This window comes from Halomonas sp. AOP22-C1-8 (assembly GCF_052378905.1).
Lineage (GTDB): Bacteria > Pseudomonadota > Gammaproteobacteria > Pseudomonadales > Halomonadaceae > Vreelandella > Vreelandella citrativorans.
Genome location: NZ_JBQSYD010000020.1, coordinates 42,464 through 57,247, shown reverse-complemented (window position 1 = coordinate 57,247; position 14,784 = coordinate 42,464). Strand labels below are relative to the sequence as shown.

Here is a 14,784-nt window from a genome sequence, read left to right as displayed (position 1 = left end):
GCCATGCTAAACCCATTAAACCTGACACTGGCCCAAGCCAGTGCCGCCATCGCGGCACGCGAACTGTCGCCAGTAGAATTGGTGGATGCGGCCTTGGCGCGTATTGGTGCGCGAGAGCCCGAGATCAACGCTTTTGTATCTGTATGGGAAGAAGCCGCCCGTGAGCAGGCACTTGAGGCCGAGCGAGACATTCAACATGGCCGTTACCGTGGGCCGCTGCATGGCATTCCTATCGCGCTGAAAGACTTGTTCGATGTTGCTGGCCAACCCACCACTGCCAGCTCCCGTGTTCGGGACGGGCATCAGGCAGAGGCCAACAGCGCGGTAACGGATGCCTTGCTGCGTGGCGGCGCCATATTCCTGGGCAAGACCCATTTGCATGAGTTCGCTTTCGGCCTGACCACACCACAAACGCGCAATCCGCTTGATCCACAGCGCACGCCGGGGGGCTCCAGTGGGGGCTCTGCAGCAGCGGTTGCCTATGGCGGCGCCTGGGCAGCCATGGGAACCGATACCGGTGGCTCGATTCGGGTGCCCGCAGCACTTTGCGGGTTAGTCGGGTTCAAGCCAACGTATGGCTTGGTTTCTCGCCACGGCACTATGCCCCTGGCCTGGTCGCTCGATCATGCGGGCCCTATGGCACGCACGGTAGAGGATGTTGGCCTGTTATTGCAGGCAGTGATGGGCTTTGATGCGCGCGACCCCGCTAGCCGTACTCCTCCTGCCTCTTTCGATATCAATGCACAGTCGAGTGTGCATGGGTTGCGTGTTGGTATCCCACGCAACTATTATTTTGACCACGTTGCGGAGCCAGTCGCCGCGGCTGTTAGGCGTGCGGCAGCGCATCTGGAACAACAGGGCGCCGTGCTGGTGGAGGTGGATATTCCGCTGGCTGACTACCTCATCCCGACTCAATGGGGCCTGATGGTGGCCGAGGCAGCAACCGTACACGCCAAGGACATACGTCAATCAGCATCGCTATACGGTGATGATGTACGCACCTTGCTCGAAGCCGGACAACTGCTGTCAGCAGGCGATTATTTGAAGGCGCAGCGTGCCCGGAACCTCATTGCTAAGCGCTGGGGCTCTCTGTTTTCAGACATCGATGTTCTACTGACACCCACCGTGCCCCAGACAGCAGCACGCTTGGAGCAGGATACGTTTGATTGGGAAGACGGCAGCCAAGAGAGTGTCGCCGAAGCGTATGTGCGCTTATGCGCACCCGCCAATGTGACCGGACTACCCGCGCTGACGGTGCCATTTGGTAAGGATCATCAAGGGCTGCCCGTGGGGGTCCAGATCATGGGTAAGGCATTTGATGACGCCAAAGTGCTACAGGTTGGGCGGGCCATTGAGCAGCCTCTTTCCCCCACTTAACCGGCCTGTGTCTCTCTATCGGCAGTGGGTGCGTGCTTACGCTTGCGCGTCCCATGCCGCCCCAGCGGTATCATCATGGGTTTTCCCGTGACCGGGTCGTCGATGACCCGGCTTTCCAGGTCAAATACGTCGCGTACCATCTGTTCGGTAAATACGTCTTCCGATGGGCCAACGGCGTAGATGTTGCCGTTAGCCATGGCGACTAGCTTGTCGGCGTAGCGGGCGGCCAGGTTCAGCTCGTGAAGCACCATCACAATGGTGGTGCCGCGCGTTTGGTTTAAGTCGGTGAGCAGGTCGAGCACTTCGATCTGGTGGTTGATATCCAGAAAGGTCGTGGGCTCGTCCAGCAGTAACACATCAGTTTGCCGAGCAAGGGCCATGGCGATCCACGCCCGCTGGCGCTGCCCGCCGGAGAGTTCTTCTACGGCGCTGTCGGCCAGGTTAGCCATGTGAGTCGCGCTTAAAGCATCGGCCACGGCGGCTTCATCGGTAGCGCTCCAGCGTTGGAAAAGCCCTTGATGCGGGTGGCGGCCGCGGCTCACCAGCTCCAGCACAGTGATGCCTTCCGGCGCGATAGGCGACTGAGGCAGAAACCCCAGCTGTTGCGCCAGGCGGCGGGCGGGGAGCTTATGAATGGCGTTACCATCCAGCAACACGTTGCCTTGCTCCGGTGTCATGAGACGCGAAAGCACGCGCAACAGCGTCGATTTTCCACAGGCGTTAGCGCCCACAATAGCGGTTGTTTGCCCCGCTTGAACGGTTAGGCTCACGTCATTAAGAATGGTCCGTTCGCCGTAACCTGCGGTCAGGTGTTGGGCGAGAAGCGACGAAGCGCTCATAGGGTGCCTCTGCTTTTATTGTCGCGAGTAATCAGGTAAACGAGATAGGGGGCGCCTAATACGCCGGTCACAATGCCGACCGGATAGCGGGCAGGTAGTAAAAACTGGCCCGCGTAGTCTGCCAGAAGCACCAGCAGAGCGCCTACCAGCGCAGAAGGAATCAATAGCGAGCCGTTGCGCCCCACTAAACGTGCCGCAATGGGGCCGGAAAGAAACGCCACAAACGCAATCGGGCCGGTTACCGCAGTGGCAAAGGCGACAAGCGCCACGGCGGTAATTACCACAGTAATTCGCGTGAGGGCTAAACGAACACCCAGCCCTACCGCGATATCGTCACCCATGCGCAGGGTTTCCAGGTCACGGTGGCGGCTTAACAGCAGCCCGCCAAACAGTAGCAGGGCGATAAACAGCGGCAGTGCCTGGTCAAGCTGCACACCGTTAAGGCTACCCGCCATCCAGCGCAGTGCTTCCTGTAGTGACCAACTGGGCGCACGCATTAAAAGGTACGCCGTAACGCTCTGTAGCATCGCGGCCAGGCCAATGCCGATGAGAATTAATCGAGCGCCGGTTACGCCTTGCTGCCAGGAGAGCCCGTAGATTAACAGCGCCACGCCTAGCCCCGCCGCAATCGCAAGGATCGAAACCGCCGTGCCACTGAGCGATAGCACTACAATGGCAAACACCGCGCCGGTGCTCGCGCCGGTACTAATACCGATAATGTCGGGGCTTGCCAGCGGGTTACGCAGTAGGGTTTGAAAAGCGACACCACCCAGTCCAAAACAGGCGCCTGCCAGCACCGCAACCACGGCCCTTGGTAAGCGTAATTCTCGCACGGTAAAACTGGCCCCGGGCACCTCAGCGCCACCCAGAATGCGCAGCACCGTGGTGAGTGGCGTAAAGGACTGCCCGAGCATCAAGGTCAACACTACGCCTGCCAGTAAACAGGCGGCCAATACCGCAAGTATCCGCCCCCGGCGCTTGGCGTGTGCCCGACGCATCTGCCCGTAAGGACGGTGCCCATGGCGTTGAGAGGGGGATGAAGGAGTGACGTTATAAGAGGGCGGGTTCATAGCGCGCCTACTTTGCGGTTGCGTACGATCCAGATAAACACGGGGGCACCGATAAAGGCGGTAACGATGCTCGCATCAAGCTCCGCAGGATGCGCTACCAGCCGCCCCACCACATCTGAAAACGTTAACAGCACGGCGCCACCTAGGGCGGAAAACGGCAATAGCCAGCGGTAGTCACCGCCAACAAGCAGGCGGCAGGCATGTGGCACCACCAGCCCGACAAAGCCGATGGGGCCACAGATAGCCGTAATCGGGCCGCATAGCAGTACCGCGCCCACCGCCGACATGGCTCTGGCGACGGCGACTTTTTCGCCCAGGCCCGCAGCGGCATCGTCGCCCAGTGCCAGCAGGTTGAGCTTGCGCGCGGCGAGTAACGTGATCACAAAACCTGCGAGCAGAAAAGGCAGCACGGGCGTGATCTGATCGTACGTCGCGCCGCCAATACCGCCCACCAGCCACGACTGCGCCAGCCCCGCAATATCGCCGCGTGGCAGTATAACGGCCGTCGCCAGCGAGCTTAGCGCCGCCGTCGTAGCGGCTCCGGCCAACGCCAACCTGAGCGGTGTGGCGCCCCCGCGTGCCAGGCTCGCGATGGTGTAAACCGCTACGGCGGCAAGCCCTGCACCCAGAATAGCCGTCCAGATGTAGGTCGTGGTTTTATCAATCCCAAACCACGCGATTCCTATGACAATGGCCAGCGCCGCCCCGGCGTTAACGCCTAACAGGCCGGGGTCGGCAAGCGGATTACGGGTAAGCCCTTGCATAACGCCTCCTGATACGGCAAGCGCGGCGCCTGCCAGCACTGCCAGTAGAGTACGCGGCAAGCGGCTCGCCACGGCGGCATCACCAATGGTTTCTACCTGCCCGCTTAGCGCCGCCATTACCTCTGGCCAACCCACCGTGCGAGCGCCAAACGCCACAGAAAGCGTTAGCGCCAACGCAAGCAGCGCCAGCAGCAGTAGGCCTCCAGCAAGGCGCGTGCCTCGCTTGTTACGCTGCCGGGTAACGCTAGCGGCGGGTGCAGTAACAACGTTACTCTGCGTGGCGTGCGGCTTCTGAGAGCAGGTCAGCATAATCGTCTAATAACCATGAAATCGACATGGGTGTCGGATTGGCCGCAGTACCCAGCGGACTATTGTCGAGCAGCACAATGGCGCCGTTTTCAACGACGGGCAGCCGAGAGGTCAACGGATGGGCTTCGAGCTGTTCAATCAGCGCTTGTCCGCCGTAGGTGACGAGAATATCCACGTCTGCTAGTTGGTCGATTAGCTCAGCGCTGATTTCGCCTGAAAACGTGCCCGGTGCCGAGTTGGCTTGAACGATTTCTGGCGAGACCAGCCCCAGGTCATGGAAGAATCGCACGCGTGCATCGTTATCGGTGTAGAAAGAGATGCGCCCCAGGTTGGTGGGGTCGAGGTGCGTCACGAACATGGCTGTTTTGCCCTCTAGTTCGGCATGCGCCTGGGCAGTGTCAGCAATTTGGCGTTCAAGGCGTTCAATCAGTGCCTGGCCTTCGTCGGCCATGCCCATGCCAGCACTATTGAGAAGAATCATATCGCGCCAGTCTGTCGCCCACGGGCCCTCGGAGTAACCGATGATGGGGGCAATTTGGCTCAAGGTGGTGTAGTCCGCTTGGCTAAGCCCTGAATAGGCCGCAAGGATTACATCAGGTTGACTGGCCGCAACGGCCTCAAAATCAATGCCATCACCTTCATCGAACAGGGCGGGGGGCGTTACTTCAAGTTCTTCAAGCCTGGCTTCCACCCAAGGGAGCAAACCGTTGCCGTTGGTATCGCCAAAGTTGGCGGCAGCAAAGCCGACCGGTACAACGCCTAACGCCAGCGGCACCTCATGGTTCGCCCACGCCACGGTCGCGATCCGTTCGGGTTTTTCCTGAAGGATGGTGGTGCCAAGGGCGTGTTCGATTTCTAGCGGGTACTCTTGGGCACCCGCGAGGGTTGACCCTAAAGTAAGCGTTGCAACGGCCGCAAGGCCTAGTGCTTTACTGCTACGTAGCCAGGTCATTATGCTCTCCGGTTCAATTATGCAATCGCCTCCATTCGGGCAGGGCGAATGGAGGCGGTGGTATCAAGGCGACGCCATCATTGCTAACGCCTGTGCATTAGAACGAATAGCGCAGCGTCGAGGAGATGCTGGCTGGTTCGCCATAGACGCCGTAGCCACCGACATTGCTGTAGTACTTTTCGTCGAACAGGTTCTTGATGTTGACCTGAAGTGATAGGTCTTGATTGAACTGGTAGCGGCCAAAAAGATTGGCAAGCGTATAGCTGCCTTGCTCATACTCGGTAGGTATACCGGCGGGGGTGGTGAGGTCGCTAGCCAACAGGCTGCTCTGCCAGTTAACGCCGCCGCCAATCGTTAGCTCACGCTTTTGTGGCACGTTATAGCTGGCAAAAAGATTGAACAGCGAGCGTGGCTGATTGGTATTGAACGTGCCTTCTTTGGCTTTCGCGGTGAAGTGGGAGTAGCCGATCGTCATATCAAGATCATCAGTGACCGCACCACTTAGTTCCACTTCAAAGCCCTCACTCACTCCGCCGCTAGCGGCGGAGTAGTACGTCTCGGTTTGCCCAGGAAGCCCCGGGTCTGCCGTGGCAACGTTGTCTTGCTCTATTCGGAAGACTGAGAAAGAGCCGTTAACCAGGCCATTAAGCCAGGCCGCCTTGAGGCCGGTCTCATAGTTTTTGCCTACCACCGGGTCCAGGTAGGCGCCACTCGCATCGCGGTAGTTTTGCGGCTCGAAAATCTCGGTGTAGCTGGCAAAGGCTGAATAGGTATCGTTGAGGTCGTATACGATTCCACCGTAAGGTGTTACTTCGTGCTTGCTCTGGCTATCCAGGCTACGGAATAGCGTCATTCCATCCCATTCGGTATAGCGTGCGCCGAGAATCAGCGTTAACGGATCAGCAAGTGAGAATCGTGAAGCGGTATAGACGGCTTTCTGACGAGTGCTTGATGCTTCAGAAGGGGTAAATTCGGACCAGCCCTCGTTAGGTGCCGAGCCACCCCAGTTGTTGAAGTCATCAACCGTGAAGAGACCATCAATGAAGCTGTTTTCGTAGTTGTTCTTCTGGTCGCTGTAGCTACCGCCTACGACCAGTTCGTGTTCGCGTCCCAATAGCTCGAATGGCCCGCTGACCTGGGCATCTACAGAGTTAACTTTCCGATGCCCCTTGTTCCATCCGGTATAGAAGCCGACGCCACTGCCATCCATTTGGTCTGGCAGCATTCCTTCCACGTAGGGATACGCCAGCTTGCCATCCATATCGGTTTTTTCGTGGGTGCCCACTACACGAGCCTGCCAGTCATTAGCAAACCGATGGTTGATTTCCGCGAAGACTTTTTCAGATTTGAAGTCGTAGTAGGACCAATCCGGCGCCACGCTGAACGAGCGTGAGTAATTGGTTGGCGTGCCGTCGCTGAACCACAGCGGTAGACCGCCCCATGTGGGTGAAGAGGTGTGGCTGTCCTGGTAATCAAAGCCCAACGAAAGCGTGGTGGCGTCGGTTACGTCTGCATCAATAACGCCGTAGCCGAACATGCTTCGCTTATCCTGACGGTCAAGGTGGGCACCCCCTTCTTCATAACCGCCGATAAAGCGCGCCCGCACATTGCCCGAGGCGGTTAGCGGTGTGGTTATGTCAACAGTGCTACCGCGTTTATCCCAACTGCCCAGCGTGCCAGAAACGGAGCCAGTAAATTCCCGGCTCTCAGCATGCTTGCGCACAAAATTAACCGAAGCGCCTGGGTTGCCCGATCCACTAACCAGCCCGTTGGCGCCACGTATTACTTCAACGCGGTCATAAATAGCCGTATTGAGCCGACCTTCACCAAAATACCAACGGTTATCCGTGTTTAGCGTAGGGATGCCGTCGTACTGAAAGCTGTTAATACGAAAACCACGGGAGGAAAAGCCGACACGATCACTATCGACATTACGCGTTGAAATACCCGTGACGTTACTTAATACCGCCTCGACGGTATCCAGGTTTTGGTCCTGCATTCGTTGTTCAGTAACGATGCTGATGGCTTGTGGCAGCTCTTTTTGGCTTAGTGTTAAACCGGTACCCGCGCTGGTGGTGCGGCGCGTATAGCCAACGTTGTCATAAAGGTTTTCGCCCGTGACCGTCACGGTTTCCAGCGCTTCTGGGCTAGCGGCGTCAGTGGTTTGCGCCGCAACACCTGTTGAAGCCAGCAGCGACGTAGACAAAATGGCGGTAAAGGTGACTTCTCGAAAGGATAGTGCGCTTTTAGTGAAGAGTTGGGTGGGCCTGGAGATAGAGCCAGCGAAGCGTGTCGTGTTTAAGGCATGGAGTAAAGGCGTTTTCATATAATCCCTTGCATCGCGCCTATGGGCGCTTGCTCGTTAGTATTATCAGTAATACAGAGGGATCATATAAAAACAGTTCTCATATGTAAATGATCATGAGAACGCTTATTGTTTGAGATGCTGACCTGTTAGACAATACTGAAGATACAATAATGCAAAGCGCAGCAAGCCAGCACCTTTCGCTAGTATGCTCTATTTGGGTTCTATCGAACCCGTTACTGGCTGTAAGTCGGCGCGGTTACTCTCCAGTGTCGCCAGCGCAATTTTATAGCAATCCTCAACATGGCTATTGCCCATATACTTCATCGCCGTAAAGCTGATGCCCCCCGCCACGGCGCTGCCGACAAAGGGTACATATTTAGCCACACCGGTGGCGGCTACTTTGACGCCCATCTTTTGAAGCAGCGATACCACCAGTTTTTTGGTGATGTACTTCCCGGCCATCTTGCTGCCGACATTGGAAATAGCGGTCATCACCATCACTTTTGATTCGGTATCCAGACCTTCGATTTGCTCGGGCGTTAAGCCGAATTTATCGTTTATTTTAGGAATGAGCCTTAGCAATATGGCAACGTCTGACCCGATATCCACGCCGGGAATGGGGATGATCGCTGTGCCAGCAGAGAGACTCGAGCTTCTTGTCACCATTGAATGGCATGTTTTTCTGATGGCTTCTAGCTCTTCGCGTGATTCGATCATTTAAAAGTCCTTTTTACGATGCGCTAACACCATTGTAGTCGATAGCTACTTGAGGAAGAGGGGCGCCTCGCCACGCTTCTACGCATCGTCGCCTCTATTTATCCACAGCCGTGCTCGCTGCAGGCAAGCGTGTGGTCGTATAGCGTTTGGATGATCTGGCAGTCGGCGGTTTTGCCACCCCGGCATTGCTGTACTACCTGGCGTAGCTCAGTAGCGAGCGCTTGCAACTTGGCAATGCGCGCTTCCAGATGCTGAAGGTGCCGAGTGGCGATGTCGTCAGCCGCGCCGCAGTCGGTGTCCGGGTGGTCTGAAAGTGCCAGTAATTCCTGAATGCTAGGTAGGTCGAGACCGAGGCTGCGGCCGTGACGAATAAAACCGATACGCGCAAGCGCTGCTTGGTCGTAATGCCGGTAGCCTTGCTCGCTGCGTTTGGCGGGTGGCAGTAACCCGAGCTTTTCGTAATGACGAATGCTTTCCGGTGAGCAGCCTGTGCGGGTAGCCACTTCACCAATGCGATACGTGTTTTTCATCGGCTTGACCCTGTAACGATTACAGGGTTTAGGCTAGCCCCTATTCCCTCTGTGGACAAGCAGGTGATGACATGACGCTGGTTATAGAGCTATTGCAAATTGCGTTAACGGCGGCCCCGTGGCTGCTGTTGGGGTTGGTAATTGCTGGGCTAATTAAAGCATGGCTGCCGGAACACGTGCTGCAGCGCTGGATGGGAGGGCGTGGCTTGGGCAGCATTGTGCGGGCGGCCGTCATTGGTATGCCCCTGCCGCTGTGTTCGTGTGGCGCGATTCCTACCGCTATTGCTTTGCATCGGAGTGGTGCAGGGCGTGGGCCCACGACGTCTTTTTTAATCAGCACGCCGGGGGTGGGCGTTGATTCCATTCTACTGACCAGCGTACTGCTTGGTCCGTTGATGGCCGTCGTGCGCGTCATCGGTGCCTTGGTAACGGCCATTGTCACCGGGCTGCTAGTCGGATTAACGCGTGAACCTGCAACTCCCGCCCCTGCCACGCTTGGCGGCTGCTGCGCTTCCTCCGGCTGTCATACGCCCACCACGAAAGCCGACGAACCCAGCGGTTTGAAGGCCGGGCTGCGTTATGCGTTTAGTGATCTGTTGGATGATATCAGCGCATGGGTGTTTGCCGGACTGTTGCTGGCGGGCGTGCTGGTAACGCTGGTGCCGCCTGATACGCTGGCCCATTACTCAGGTGGGCTGCTGGCGCTTGCGCTGATGGCCGTGGTGGGCATCCCACTCTACATTTGTGCGGCAGCGGCCACGCCGGTTGCCGCTGGGCTGCTGTTAGCGGGGATTTCACCGGGTATGGCGCTGGTTTTCCTGCTGGCGGGGCCGATCACCAGTCTGGCGACGTTAGCGATATTGCGTCGCGAACTGGGCAATGCAGCGTTGGCGGTTTATCTCGCCAGCGTGCTTGTCGTTACTGTGCTCGTAGGTTGGACAGTAGATAGCGTGCTGGGAGTGACGGGCTGGAACGTGGTCGATCAGGCAAGCGAGGTTCAGGAACTACTGCCTGTTTGGCTGGAGTGGTTGGCGCTGGCAGTGCTGGCTTTGGTGGCTATTCGCCCCGTGCGTAAGCGCTTGCTGGGGTTTTAAGCATTCACCGTTTGAGACAGCGTGATGAAGCAGCGACGGGCAGGGAGTACCTGCCCGACGCTTGGTGGTTAGTCAGCCTCTTGGGGCGTTGATGGCTGCTCGGGTGGTTCGGTGGATGTTGGCTCGGGCTCCTCTGGCTCAGAAGCGTTTGCTTCAGGCTCCTGCTCCGGTGGGGCGGGCGGATTATCCGGCGTAACCCGCCAAATCGCATTGGTCAGGTCATCGGCAATAATAAGCGCGCCATCCGGATCAATAGTGACACCGACCGGGCGGCCAAGTGCTCTGCCATCATCGGTAAGGAACCCGCTGGCAAAATCAATCGGGTCGCTGTCAGCAAGTTGGCCGTTGCTAAAGGGGATGAAGCTTACCTTGTAGCCAACCGGGTCCGCGCGGTTCCAACTGCCGTGCTCACCTACAAAAACGCCCTCGGCGTACTCTTCGCCCATGGCGGGCGTAGAAAAAGCCAGGCCAAGCGGGGCTACGTGAGAGCCAAGGCTGTAGTCCGGTGCAATAGCGGATGCCACTTTTTCAGGATCTTCCGGGCGTACGCGAGGGTCAACATGCTGTCCCCAGTAGCTGTAGGGCCAGCCATAAAAACCGCCTTCCTGAACCGAGGTAATATAATCAGGTACCAGGTCCGGACCGAGTTCGTCACGTTCGTTAACCGCTGCCCAAAGCGTGCCGGTATCGGGTTGGGTGGCTAGCGCTGAGGGGTTGCGCAGGCCGGTGGCATAGGGGCGGTGCGCGCCCGTGTCGACATTGATCTCCCACACTTCGGCGCGATTAACCTCCGCCTCCATGCCCCGCTCGGTAATATTGCTGTTCGAGCCGATACCGACATAAACAAACTGCCCATCGGCGCTGGCGGTCATCGCCTTGGTCCAGTGGTGATTGATCGCTGAGGGCAGTTGCGCAATGACTTCTGGCGGCCCGCTGGCCTCTGTTTGGCCCTCGTCATAATCAAAGCGCACCAGCGCATCCTGGTTGGCCACATAGAGGTTGTTGTCTATCAGAGCCAGCCCATAAGGCGCGTTAAGGTCTTGTGCGAAAATCATCTGTTCGTAGTTGCCGTCGCCATTGTCATCGCGTAGCAGGGTTAAGCGGTCGCCGCCCTCTACAGCGGTGTTGCCCTGGTCCTTGATGTACCCAGCGATCACATCCTTGGGCTTTAATGCAGGTGCATTACCGCCGCTACCTTCCGCCACCAGAATATCGCCATTAGGCAGCATGATGGTTTGCCGGGGCACCTTAAGATCAGAAGCAATCCTGGCGATGGTGTAGCCCCTAGGTACCGTCGGTAGCCTGTCGCCCCATTCGGCGGGCTCGGGGACGGTCATGTCTGGCAGCAGCCCGCGCTGTGGCTCGGGAAGTGTTGGGTTGGGGCCAAAGGGCTGTTCTACATCAAAGGCATTCGCGCTGCTGGCAGCCAGCATAAATACCAGCGGCGTTGTGTAACGAAGGGCGAAATGTTTCATGACGTTGCTCCGACAGTGGGCCGAGAAAAACCGATCCAAATCGCTGCGACGCTCAATACGGTAACGATGATCGAAAGAATAAAGCCGGTGGGCATCATGGCCCAGGCATCGCGGGCATGCACCAGGGCATTGATACAGCCAAGTATCCAGATGACCAGCAAGAGTGCTGGGTAAGCCAGAACAAGCCCGCGACGATGTTCGGCACGAAAGAGACCGATAATTGCGCATAAAAACGCCAGGCCTGCGAAAACAAGCCCGCCAGCAATTAACCAGGAAGAAAATGTGCCCCATTGAATATGAAAGCTTTTCGAGTAGGCGTAATCGCTTAACGCGGCGCCAAGAAAAAGTGGAAAAATGCTCACCAGTAATACGGCATGAAGCGGATAGATGCCGCCTGGATAGGTCGTCGTTGTAGACCTCCTCATGATACGCCCTCCTTGATAAGTGACCCCAAAAAACGTGGTCAAACCCGCTCTCTATACGGGCTTACGATAGCCAGCTGGATAGCTGACAACGTGAGTATAGGTCACGTTTTGCTACCCCAAAAATTGCCATGTTTTTCGGTTAATACAATAAGCGCAGAAGATGAGCGCTGCGGTAACTATCGAAAAAAATATGTTCGTTAGTTGATGTGAGGATGTTTTATGTGAGCAGGTAATGATTAATTATCATAAGGAAAGGGGGTGTTGAACTAATGTCTATTTGTTTGAAAATTTATATTAATCAAAAGCATAGATGGTGAATTTAAAGAGAGTTATTTTTTTGTATTGTTTTTTTCAATACCCCCTATAGGATGAAAAAAGGAAAGCGATATTTTCTAAAAAGAACATTCAATCGTTCTAAACAGAGCAAACCGATCACATGGAGTAGCTGGGTACGATGCTTGAAACAATTTTTCTATACGAAATAGTGGGTACGGCCATATTGACGCTCTTGGGGTGTGGCGTAGTCGCTAACGTGCTGCTGAACAAAACCAACGGTAATGGCAGCGATGGCATCGTTATCTTCTTTGGTTGGGGGCTGGCGGTCTTTTGCGCGGTTTATGTTGCCTATGAGACTGGGGCACATATCAATCCCGCCGTTACGCTTGGATTGCTCGTCGGCCCGGCGACGGAATACGCCCCCGGCATCCCTATTAACGCTGTGACCACTGCGGCCTACTTTGCGGCTGAGCTCATCGGTGCCTGGTTGGGTGCCACCGTTTGCTATCTGGCCTATAAAAAGCATTACGACGCGACCGAAGACGCGTCAAGCATACTGGCGACGTTCTCTACAGGCCCGGCGATTCCTTCTTACGGGTGGAATCTGGTCACTGAGATCATCGGTACCTTTGTGCTGGTGTTCGTCATTATCATGTTTGGACATACGCCTTCTGGGCTTGGCCCGTTGGCGGTGGCATTGCTGGTAGTATCCATTGGTGCTTCGCTGGGTGGGCCTACAGGCTATGCGATCAACCCCGCTCGGGACTTGGGGCCGCGCATTGCCCACGCATTACTTCCCATTAAGCACAAGGGGACGAACAACTGGTCTTACGCTTGGGTCCCTATTTTAGGACCCCTTATCGGCAGTGTCCTTGCCGGGCTTGCCGCTTATGTTTATTAAGTCAGCTGGGCTTATTAAGTCAGCCTGCTGATTTGATCCTTTTTAAAACAATCATTTAACGTTAACGCTTGAGAGGCATTTCATGAGCCAGAAAAACTACGTTCTCGCTATTGACCAAGGCACCACCAGCACGCGGGCGATGCTGTTTGACCATGAAGGCCGGGTTGTCAGCGTAGCCCAGCATGAGTTTGAGCAGATTTTTACGCGCCCGGGTTGGGTCGAGCACTGTCCTCGCGAAATCATGACCAGCGTGCTGACCACCTTGACCGAGGTGATTAACAACAGCGGCGTTGATGTCTCCGAAGTTGCCTCTATCGGTATTACCAACCAGCGTGAAACCACCGTGGTATGGGATAAAAATACTGGGCAGGCCGTACATAACGCCATCGTCTGGCAGTCGCGTCATTCCGCCGAGATTTGCGATGAGCTGCGCGAAGCGGGCCATGCCGATATGATTCGCGATAAAACCGGGCTGGTCATTGATGCTTACTTCTCCGCCACCAAATTGAAGTGGATTTTCGACAACGTAGCGGGCGTTAAGGAAAAAGCGGAAAAGGGCGACCTGCTGTTCGGCACCATCGACTCCTGGCTGGTGTGGAACCTGACTGGCGGTGCTGTGCATGCGACAGATGTCAGCAACGCATCGCGCACGATGCTGTTTAATATTCGTGACCGGAAGTGGGACCCGGAGCTGCTGGCACTGTTTGGCGTACCTGAGTCAATGCTGCCCGAAGTTAAGTCCAGCAGTGAAGTTTACGGCAACGTGCTGCCTAAATTCCTGATGGGCCAGGAAGTGCCGATTGCCGGTATCGCTGGCGACCAGAACGCCGCGCTGTTCGGCCAAGCCTGTTTCGAGCCGGGTATGGCGAAAAACACCTATGGCACGGGCTGCTTTACGTTAATGAACACGGGCACCCAAGCCACGCCGTCTAAAAATGGCCTGCTTACTACTGTTGCGTGGGAAGTGGATGGCACGCTGGAATACGCCCTTGAAGGTAGCGTATTTGTGGCGGGCTCGGTGATTCAGTGGCTGCGTGATGGCCTGAGAATGCTGGGCAAAGCGTCTGATTCCGAAGCGTACGCCACGCGTGCTAAGGATAATGACGGCGTTTATATGGTGCCTGCCTTTACCGGACTGGGTGCGCCTTACTGGAACTCTAACGTACGTGGCGCCATGTTTGGGCTCTCTCGGGGGACTCAAAAAGAGCACTTTGTGCGCGCGGCGGTCGAATCACTTGCCTATCAAAGCACCGATGTTCTCAAAGCCATGCAGGCGGATGCCGACATTGCGCTCACCGAGCTTCGCACCGACGGTGGGGCGATCTCTAACGATTTCCTTGCTCAGTTCCAGGCCGACATACTGGGAGTGGATGTTCTACGCTGCGAAATAAACGAAACCACTGCGCTTGGCGCGGCGTATCTTGCTGGCCTCGCCGTTGGTTTCTGGAAATCGCGAGATGAAATCGTTGCACAGTGGGCGTTGGAGCGTCGCTTTGAACCACAGATGAAAGATGAAAAGCGCGACGAACTTTATGCCGGCTGGAAAAAGGCCGTCAACGCTACTATGGCATTCCACGTAGAGTCCTAAGCGTAACGCCGTTAACGCAGGTGTTTGTCACGCCCCGGCCCCAGGCCGGGGCTTCGTGTTATAGGCGCTGTGGCCGGTATTGGCCTTATTGCTATGCCCACCGGCATTTTGGCCGCTGCGTTTCAAAATAAACGTCATTCGTAAAGAGAGTGTAGAGCG

The 14,784-nt window shown here is 56.4% G+C and carries 13 protein-coding genes; 4 read left to right on the top strand and 9 right to left on the bottom strand.

Features of this window, described 5'->3' with window-relative positions:
- The first annotated feature begins 3 nt into the window (after positions 1 to 3).
- Complete coding sequence (locus ACT3TY_RS11950; protein ID WP_444628392.1) at positions 4 to 1,377, top strand: amidase; 1,374 nt, start codon at positions 4 to 6, stop codon at positions 1,375 to 1,377.
- Here the strand turns inward: ACT3TY_RS11950 and ACT3TY_RS11945 are convergent.
- The 7 genes from ACT3TY_RS11945 to ACT3TY_RS11915 all read right to left on the bottom strand — a co-directional run bounded on the left by ACT3TY_RS11945 (position 1,374) and on the right by ACT3TY_RS11915 (position 8,866).
- Positions 1,374 to 2,216 (bottom strand): ABC transporter ATP-binding protein, encoded by an 843-nt coding sequence (locus tag ACT3TY_RS11945; RefSeq protein WP_444628391.1) that lies wholly within the window; start codon positions 2,214 to 2,216, stop codon positions 1,374 to 1,376. The two genes, ACT3TY_RS11950 and ACT3TY_RS11945, sit on opposite strands and share 4 nt — an antisense overlap.
- Positions 2,213 to 3,286: a FecCD family ABC transporter permease gene (locus ACT3TY_RS11940; protein WP_444628389.1), complete on the bottom strand. Its 1,074-nt coding sequence runs from the start codon at positions 3,284 to 3,286 to the stop codon at positions 2,213 to 2,215. The genes ACT3TY_RS11945 and ACT3TY_RS11940 overlap by 4 nt, the downstream gene beginning before the upstream one ends.
- Positions 3,283 to 4,359, bottom strand: coding sequence for a FecCD family ABC transporter permease (locus tag ACT3TY_RS11935; protein WP_444628387.1), 1,077 nt, complete (start codon positions 4,357 to 4,359; stop codon positions 3,283 to 3,285). The genes ACT3TY_RS11940 and ACT3TY_RS11935 overlap by 4 nt, the downstream gene beginning before the upstream one ends.
- The gene (locus ACT3TY_RS11930) at positions 4,319 to 5,311 is read right to left on the bottom strand and encodes an iron-siderophore ABC transporter substrate-binding protein (RefSeq protein ID WP_444628385.1); all 993 of its coding nucleotides are present in this window, start codon (positions 5,309 to 5,311) and stop codon (positions 4,319 to 4,321) included. The genes ACT3TY_RS11935 and ACT3TY_RS11930 overlap by 41 nt, the downstream gene beginning before the upstream one ends.
- 97 nt (positions 5,312 to 5,408) lie before the next feature.
- A complete protein-coding gene (gene fhuE / locus ACT3TY_RS11925) occupies positions 5,409 to 7,637 on the bottom strand; it encodes a ferric-rhodotorulic acid/ferric-coprogen receptor FhuE (protein ID WP_444628384.1) in 2,229 nt (742 codons plus the stop codon).
- A 192-nt stretch (positions 7,638 to 7,829) separates the two neighbouring features.
- Positions 7,830 to 8,336: a hypothetical protein gene (locus ACT3TY_RS11920; RefSeq protein ID WP_193055395.1), complete on the bottom strand. Its 507-nt coding sequence runs from the start codon at positions 8,334 to 8,336 to the stop codon at positions 7,830 to 7,832.
- A gap of 98 nt (positions 8,337 to 8,434) precedes the next feature.
- A complete protein-coding gene (locus ACT3TY_RS11915) occupies positions 8,435 to 8,866 on the bottom strand; it encodes a MerR family transcriptional regulator (protein ID WP_193055396.1) in 432 nt (143 codons plus the stop codon).
- Between the two features lie 71 nt (positions 8,867 to 8,937).
- On the opposite strand from ACT3TY_RS11915, the gene ACT3TY_RS11910 reads away from it, so the two are divergent.
- Complete coding sequence (locus ACT3TY_RS11910) at positions 8,938 to 9,960, top strand: SO_0444 family Cu/Zn efflux transporter (protein WP_193055397.1); 1,023 nt, start codon at positions 8,938 to 8,940, stop codon at positions 9,958 to 9,960.
- Positions 9,961 to 10,028: 68 nt separating this feature from the next.
- Here the strand turns inward: ACT3TY_RS11910 and ACT3TY_RS11905 are convergent, their stop codons facing one another.
- Entirely contained in the window at positions 10,029 to 11,393 is a 1,365-nt protein-coding gene (locus tag ACT3TY_RS11905) for a PQQ-dependent sugar dehydrogenase (protein WP_444628404.1), read from the bottom strand.
- Between the two features lie 38 nt (positions 11,394 to 11,431).
- Positions 11,432 to 11,860 carry a DUF2231 domain-containing protein gene (locus tag ACT3TY_RS11900; RefSeq protein ID WP_444628382.1) on the bottom strand — a complete coding sequence of 143 codons (429 nt, stop codon included), beginning with the start codon at positions 11,858 to 11,860 and terminating at the stop codon, positions 11,432 to 11,434.
- Positions 11,861 to 12,314: 454 nt separating this feature from the next.
- On the opposite strand from ACT3TY_RS11900, the gene ACT3TY_RS11895 reads away from it, so the two are divergent.
- Both ACT3TY_RS11895 and glpK read left to right on the top strand, forming a co-directional pair.
- Positions 12,315 to 13,037, top strand: a complete 723-nt coding sequence (locus tag ACT3TY_RS11895; RefSeq protein WP_192526620.1) for an MIP/aquaporin family protein — start codon at positions 12,315 to 12,317, stop codon at positions 13,035 to 13,037.
- Between the two features lie 82 nt (positions 13,038 to 13,119).
- Positions 13,120 to 14,625: a glycerol kinase GlpK gene (gene glpK / locus ACT3TY_RS11890; RefSeq protein ID WP_444628380.1), complete on the top strand. Its 1,506-nt coding sequence runs from the start codon at positions 13,120 to 13,122 to the stop codon at positions 14,623 to 14,625.
- Positions 14,626 to 14,784 lie beyond the last annotated feature (159 nt).

Coding starts and splice junctions, on each gene's coding strand:
- ACT3TY_RS11945 (WP_444628391.1), bottom strand. CDS start 2,216: ATGAGCGCTTCGTCGCTTCTCGCCCAACACCTGACCGCAGGTTACGGC.
- glpK (WP_444628380.1), top strand. CDS start 13,120: ATGAGCCAGAAAAACTACGTTCTCGCTATTGACCAAGGCACCACCAGC.
- fhuE (WP_444628384.1), bottom strand. CDS start 7,637: ATGAAAACGCCTTTACTCCATGCCTTAAACACGACACGCTTCGCTGGC.
- ACT3TY_RS11915 (WP_193055396.1), bottom strand. CDS start 8,866: ATGAAAAACACGTATCGCATTGGTGAAGTGGCTACCCGCACAGGCTGC.
- ACT3TY_RS11930 (WP_444628385.1), bottom strand. CDS start 5,311: ATGACCTGGCTACGTAGCAGTAAAGCACTAGGCCTTGCGGCCGTTGCA.
- ACT3TY_RS11950 (WP_444628392.1), top strand. CDS start 4: ATGCTAAACCCATTAAACCTGACACTGGCCCAAGCCAGTGCCGCCATC.
- ACT3TY_RS11910 (WP_193055397.1), top strand. CDS start 8,938: ATGACGCTGGTTATAGAGCTATTGCAAATTGCGTTAACGGCGGCCCCG.
- ACT3TY_RS11905 (WP_444628404.1), bottom strand. CDS start 11,393: ATGCTGGCTGCCAGCAGCGCGAATGCCTTTGATGTAGAACAGCCCTTT.
- ACT3TY_RS11900 (WP_444628382.1), bottom strand. CDS start 11,860: ATGAGGAGGTCTACAACGACGACCTATCCAGGCGGCATCTATCCGCTT.
- ACT3TY_RS11895 (WP_192526620.1), top strand. CDS start 12,315: ATGCTTGAAACAATTTTTCTATACGAAATAGTGGGTACGGCCATATTG.
- ACT3TY_RS11940 (WP_444628389.1), bottom strand. CDS start 3,286: ATGAACCCGCCCTCTTATAACGTCACTCCTTCATCCCCCTCTCAACGC.
- ACT3TY_RS11935 (WP_444628387.1), bottom strand. CDS start 4,359: ATGCTGACCTGCTCTCAGAAGCCGCACGCCACGCAGAGTAACGTTGTT.
- ACT3TY_RS11920 (WP_193055395.1), bottom strand. CDS start 8,336: ATGATCGAATCACGCGAAGAGCTAGAAGCCATCAGAAAAACATGCCAT.